This is a genomic window from Anaerolineae bacterium, from assembly GCA_014360855.1.
Classification (GTDB): Bacteria; Chloroflexota; Anaerolineae; order JACIWP01; family JACIWP01; genus JACIWP01.
This window is the reverse complement of sequence record JACIWP010000194.1, coordinates 1-5,917: the sequence shown is the minus strand read 5'-3', so window position 1 is coordinate 5,917 and position 5,917 is coordinate 1. Positions and strand designations below refer to the sequence as shown.

The 5,917-nt window shown below is 61.2% G+C and carries 6 protein-coding genes; 4 read left to right on the top strand and 2 right to left on the bottom strand.

Going from position 1 to position 5,917, the window contains the following annotated elements; translation table 11 throughout:
- Nucleotides 1-57 precede the first annotated feature (57 nt).
- The 4 genes from H5T60_10640 (at nt 58) to H5T60_10625 (ending at nt 4,229) form a co-directional block, all read left to right on the top strand.
- Entirely contained in the window at nt 58-1,899 is a 1,842-nt protein-coding gene (locus H5T60_10640; GenBank protein MBC7242888.1) for a M28 family peptidase, read from the top strand.
- A gap of 134 nt (nt 1,900-2,033) precedes the next feature.
- Nucleotides 2,034-2,663 carry a 50S ribosomal protein L25 gene (locus H5T60_10635; protein MBC7242887.1) on the top strand — a complete coding sequence of 210 codons (630 nt, stop codon included), beginning with the start codon at nt 2,034-2,036 and terminating at the stop codon, nt 2,661-2,663.
- Between the two features lie 156 nt (nt 2,664-2,819).
- Nucleotides 2,820-3,581, top strand: a complete 762-nt coding sequence (locus tag H5T60_10630) for a GntR family transcriptional regulator (protein MBC7242886.1) — start codon at nt 2,820-2,822, stop codon at nt 3,579-3,581.
- A 12-nt stretch (nt 3,582-3,593) separates the two neighbouring features.
- Entirely contained in the window at nt 3,594-4,229 is a 636-nt protein-coding gene (locus H5T60_10625) for a cobalamin B12-binding domain-containing protein (GenBank protein ID MBC7242885.1), read from the top strand.
- 39 nt (nt 4,230-4,268) lie between these two features.
- Here the strand turns inward: H5T60_10625 and H5T60_10620 are convergent, their stop codons facing one another.
- Entirely contained in the window at nt 4,269-5,414 is a 1,146-nt protein-coding gene (locus tag H5T60_10620) for a DUF362 domain-containing protein (protein MBC7242884.1), read from the bottom strand.
- Nucleotides 5,415-5,437: 23 nt separating this feature from the next.
- Nucleotides 5,438-5,917, bottom strand: a 480-nt coding sequence (locus H5T60_10615) for a hypothetical protein (protein MBC7242883.1), incomplete at its 5' end; no start/stop codon positions are given.

The window sequence follows — 5,917 nt, the reverse complement described above, 5'->3', positions numbered from 1 at the left end:
GCGGTAGCTCTGGGACTGCGCATACCGCGCGTGTGGCTTTCCCATATTCTGCCCAATTTGGCATCTTCACTCATCGCTCTGGCGGCCCTGGAAATGGGCGGCACCATGCTACTGCTGGCAGAGCTGGGCTTTGTGGGAATCTTTTTGAATGGAGGAGCGACTGCGGAACTGTTTCCGGATATGCCTCCATATTTGTACTCCGACGTGCCCGAGTGGGCATCTATGTTAAGTAACGTTCGCCTATATGCGCGCTCCTATCCCTGGACGGCAATCTACCCGGCCGTGGCGTTCTTCCTGACCATCTGGGGATTCAATCTCTTTGGGGAGGGTCTGCGCGTTTTCCTGGAGCATGTTCGCTTCAGCTTTACCCGAGTGCTGAACCGCTACACGTTGGCCGGCATCCTGCTCGTTGTCCTGGCAGTTACCTGGGCGAGGGAGAATATCGGGCCATGGCGGTTTTTCCGGGAGTACGCCGGCGCATTCCAGGCCGAGCGGGCGAGAGGGGATATCGCTTTTCTGACGGATGAAGCCATGCAAGGCCGCCGGCTGGATTCCCCCCAACTGACGATGGCGGCCGAGTACATCGCGGATCAGTTTGCCGCGGCAGGCCTGAACACCGCGGGGGAGAATCTGACCTATTTCTCCCAGCGCTATCGGCAGTTCGCCAGTTATCAATCTCCCCCTTCATTGAGCCTCTCGTGGGATGGGACGACCTGGCAGGCGCTGGTGCCTTATCAGGATTTTGCCCCGTATCCCTCTTTGTTCTTCCGCTCTGGCGAGCTTGGTGGGGAGGTTGTGTTTGTGGCCGGCGGAGGACTGCAGGGCGAGAGAGTTGGCTCTGGACCTCTGCGGTTTCCTCTGCTGGAGAAGGCGGGGTTACGTCGGTCCGTGCTCATGGTGCGGGAGGAAGACTTTCTGGAAAGCCCGCTGGGGGATTGGTCCATGGTTACTGGCACGGGGGTGCTCGTGATCGCCGAAGACGATTCCCGCCTACGGACATATCTCCTGCCAAGCGCGGCGGAAGGCCCGGGGCGTTGGCCGGTGTTTTGGATCAGCCGTGAAGTGGCTTCTCGGATCCTGGCGCATGCCGGCCGTGACCTGTCAGAGCTGTCCCGACGTGCCGAGTCACTGGGGGCCGGCGAGCTATTGGTGATCCCTACAGGGGTGCTCGCTCAAGGCACCTTGGATTTGGTCAAACATGAGAGGGTGCCGGTGCAGGATGTGATTGCTTTGTGGCCCGGCGCATCCCCACAAGAGGATCAGAATCTCATTCTGGTCATGGCTCCCTATGATGGGTTAGGGGTAGGGCCGAGTGGAGAGGTTTTCGCCGGCGCCAATGGTGGGGCTTCAGGGGTGGCGGTCATGCTGGAAATACTCCGCTCGTGGAAGGAGATGGGATATGAGCCGGCCAAAAGCGTCATGTTTGCGGCGTTTGTGCAGGGTGGATACCCGTATGGGCAGGCTCCGGAGCAACCTCTCAACCCGCTGGACCTGGTGACAGCGCGTCCTGCACACGCTAACGCCTGGAATGTGGAAGCTATTATATACCTGGATGCACTGGCCGGCCCCGCAAGCGGTCTGCAGGTGCATACCGCCGGCTATGAGCGGCAGGCTAAGCTCTTCCAACGGGCAGGACGCTCGGTTGGGGTACCGGTTCACCTGTATGCAGGGGAATGGAAACTGGAAGCGCTGTTCTCAGCTTCCAGCCCGTATGCTCGTCAGCGCCGGCTGTTCGCGCCGCCCAATGTGCCGATATTGTGGGTCTACAGCCAGGGGAGTGAGGGGGTGGTTGGCACAGTGGATGATACCCTGGCCAACATCAATATCCAGGCCCTGGAACAAGCCGGCAAGGCCCTTTCCATGGCCCTCATGACCATGGCTAGTGCCCATATGTATTGAGGCTAGGACATCTGCTTTTTGACGAAAGTCTCTGGAATGCGTTATAATTAATGAATGACAGGCGGACGTAGTTCCGCCTATTTCATTGTGGGAGAGACATACTTGCCCTCGTGGGCGATACCTAGGAGGTTGGGATGGAAACGATCGAACTGGTCTTGGAGAAACGTGCGTTAAAGGGGAAGCAGGTAAACCGCCTGCGCCGGCAGGGGCTGGTACCCGCCGTGGTATATGGACATCATTTTGACCCGGTGGCGGTGCAGGTGCCGGCCAAGGCACTGCATCAGGTATTGAGCCGCGCCGGCCTCACCCACCTGGTAGACCTGCGACTGCCGGAGTGGCCCAAGCCGGAGAAGGCCCTCGTGCGCGAGGTTCAGCGTGATCCGATCACCAATGAGGTCCTGCACGTCGATTTCTTCCGCGTCAGCCTGACGGAGCGCATTCGGGCAGAGATTCCCATCACCTTTGTGGGCGAGTTCCCTCTGCGTGACAGTGCCAATGCGGTGCTGTTGTACGGTGTGGACAGCATCGAAGTGGAATGTCTGCCCATTGACCTGCCCGAGGCGGTGGAGGTGGACCTTGCCGAACTGCGGGAGATCGGGCAGGCGGTGTATGTGCGGGACCTGAAGCTGTCGGACAAGGTCGAAGTATTGACCCACCCCGACGAGTTGGTGGTGAAGGTGGAGCCGGCGGAGGTGCCGGAGGAGGTAGCGGAGGAGGCAGCGGAGGAGGCCGGCAAGGCCGAAGAGTCCTCGCCAACGGAATAACATCTGCTCGATCTGTTTCAGGGACGTGAACACCACGTCCCTTTTCTTTATTTCTGGAACACGAGCGGCAGAAAGAGTATTTGACTTTTCTGTAATCTTGTACAATACTATAGACAAGCGAGCGGTTCTATACTGCAGTGCGATGGAGAAGGTGCCTTGAGCGCAAAGGTTGCAGACACGATAGATCGCGATTCCTATATACCCGCTTACGTCCAGTTGGCGGATATCCTGCGCCAACAGATCGCCGACGGCGTGTTCAAGCCGGGCGACCAGCTCCCGTCCGAGGCGCAGTTGTGCCGGCGCTACAACGTCAGCCCCATGACGGTGCGCCGCGTGATCAACATGCTGGTGGATGAGGGCGTAGTCGTCGCCATCCAGGGACGCGGCACCTTTGTCAAGCCCATCGAGCTAGGCACCGCCTTCTTCTCCCTGCAGGATTTTCAGAACCTTTTTACCAATCAGGAGGAATCGCGGGTTAAGCTTCTGGAGACCCGCATTCTCTCGGCGGACCAGCGCACCGCGCAAAAGCTGGAGGTGGAGCCCGGCCGGCGTGTGGTTTTCATCCGCCGGCTGATTTTCCAGACCGGCGAGCCCGTGCTCTATCACAAGGAATATCTGGTCTATGATCCCTATCGGCCGCTGATCGAAGCCGAGATGGAGGTCACTTCCCTGTACGGGCTGTTCAGCGGCAAGGGCACCAATCTCAAATGGGGTGAGCTGGCCATTGAAGCGACGGTGCTGACGGAGGAGGAGGCGGAACTGCTGAAATCGCCGGCCGGCACGGCGGCCTTCCGGTTGGAGCATATCTTCTACGATTTTGAGGATCATCCGGTGAGCTGGGGCTGGTTCATCTGCCCCAGCAACCGCTTACGGTTCCGGACCACGGTAGGAGTCAGGGGCAAGGAGCGCAGAGAATAAATGGATGCAAGGATGGCATTGATCTCGGCGATCGCAGACCTCGAGGAAGAGAAAGCCCTGCAGTTGGTGCGGCGCCGGCTGGCGGCCGGCGAGGATCCCATGGCCATCATCGAGGACTGTCAGGAGGGGATGCGGCTCGTGGGGCTGAATTATGAGCGGCAGAACTACTTCCTGGCCGGCCTGATCATGGGGGGAGAGATCTTCCGCCAAATTATGGAGCTGGTCAAACCCAAGATCGAGTCCAACCTGTGCCCCGGACAGGTCACCGGACGCATCCTGCTGGGCACGGTGCAGGGCGACATCCATGACCTGGGGAAAAATATCGTCAATATGCTGTTGTCCTGCCGCAAGTTCACCGTCTGCGACCTGGGCGTGGATGTGTCCCCGCGGGTATTCCTTCATGCCGTAGAGGAGGTCCACCCGGATATTGTCGGTCTATCCGGGTTAATGACCATTTCGTATGATTACATGCGGGAGACAGTGGCACTCCTGCGGGAACATGGGCATAGGATGCCGGTCATCATCGGTGGGTCGCTGGTGAACGAGAATATCTGCCGCTATGTGGGCGCGGACTACTGGGCGACCGACGCTATGCGCGGCATAGAGCTGTGTGAGCGGCTCGTGGCCCAGTCCCAGAACGTCCCGTGAAGGACTGCCGGCCTGGTCGTTCTGTATTTCCTGCTGGGTTCAGCGCACCAGACGCTGAACCCAGCTTTGTTTCAGGGTGATCGCTTTCTCCGGGCACAGTTCGTGACAGCAGTAACAGCGGATGCAGTTGCTCAGGTTGATAACGGCGCGCCGGCCCTCGATGCGAATAGTCTGCATGGGACAGTTCTGGGCGCAGATCCCGCATCCCACGCACGCATCCCCGACCTGAGGGCTTGCCACTAACTGCCGCGCGAAGAACTGCCGCATACCATGGGGCAGGATGCTGAAATCCTTGGCTCCACTGCCAGGGGCGCGGAACCCCTCCAGCCGAACCGATTCCAGCGGCTCGCCAACCACCTCCACATCCTGGACAGAGCCGGTGGTCAGCCCGCGCCGGCGCGCGACGCGCAGGGGCGCGACCCGCTCCAGCGGCAGGCCGGCCAGGTGAGTCGCCACTAGGTCCAGGGCGACCGCATCGGTGGAACAGAGCAGGATGCCGGCGGGATATGGGCGGCCGGCGGAGGGGCCGTCGCCGTCCATGCCCACAATGCCGTCCATCAGGTGGAAGGCCGGCTTCACCGCCGTCAGGATGTCCAACAACATCTCAGCGAACTGGTCCAGGGTTTGTAGTTTGGCGTGATAGCCGGCCTTGGTAACCCCCGGCACAAGCCCGAACAGGTTTTTCGTCGCGCCGGTGAAGCCCATCAGGTCGTGGGTCTTCAGCTTGGGCAGGGAGATGATGACGTCGGCATCCAAGGCGAACCCGCAGATGTCCAGCATTTTGATGAGCCGGCCCTCCGGCGCGGGGACGCGCTCCGCACGAACGTCGTAATTTAGCTCAGCGCCCGTTTCCTCTGCCACTTCTACGAGGCCGGCGCTCTGGTAGACGCCGCGCAGGAGCGCCGGCGAGAAGGGGCCGCCGGGGGAATCGCCGATAATGGGCCGGCCGCCGGCCTCCTGCACCAGCCGCACTACCGCCCGCACGATAGTGGGATGGGTGACAATGGCCTCGTCAGGGGTCGATTTGCGGAGCAGATTGGGTTTGATCAGCACGCGCTGGCCGGGCTGGACGAAGCGGCCGATGCCGCCGATGAGGTCAACGGCGCGGCGCACCATGTGCTCCACCCGGAGCTTGTCATAATGATGGTCCGCATAATTAATCAGGGCGACGGTGGGTTTGGTCATGAAGTTCGGGCCTCTGCTTGCTTTCAAGATGGGTTCAGCGGCCGGCGCGGCAGGGTTTCCAGGAACGCGGCCAGGGACTGCCAATCATCCAGCGGCATGCCGGCGAGCGGGGCCATGCGGATGAACACGTGGAGCAGGGAGGGAGCGCCGGCCTGCCGGGCCTGGAAGGGGTAAAAGGTGGTGAGCGCCGGCGGCAGGCGCTGAGCAAGCTGGTGAAGGCATTCCTCTGCCCGTTCCTGCGGGACCAGCAGGATGAACTGCTCCTCCAGCGGATGGGCGAGGAAATGGCTGGCCGGCTCCAAGGCCGCCATGACGGATGAGGCGGTGGCGTTCACCGCGCGCAGGAGATCATCCCGCGCCACAAAGCCGTACTGGTCGCTGAAGGCGTCCAGTCCCTCCAGCTCCAGGCTGAGCATGGTCCAGCCGGCGGGGGAGGGGAGGCCGCGCAGATGTTCCAGCAGGAGCTGTTGGCCGGCCAGCCCCGTGACGGGATGGGTGAGGGG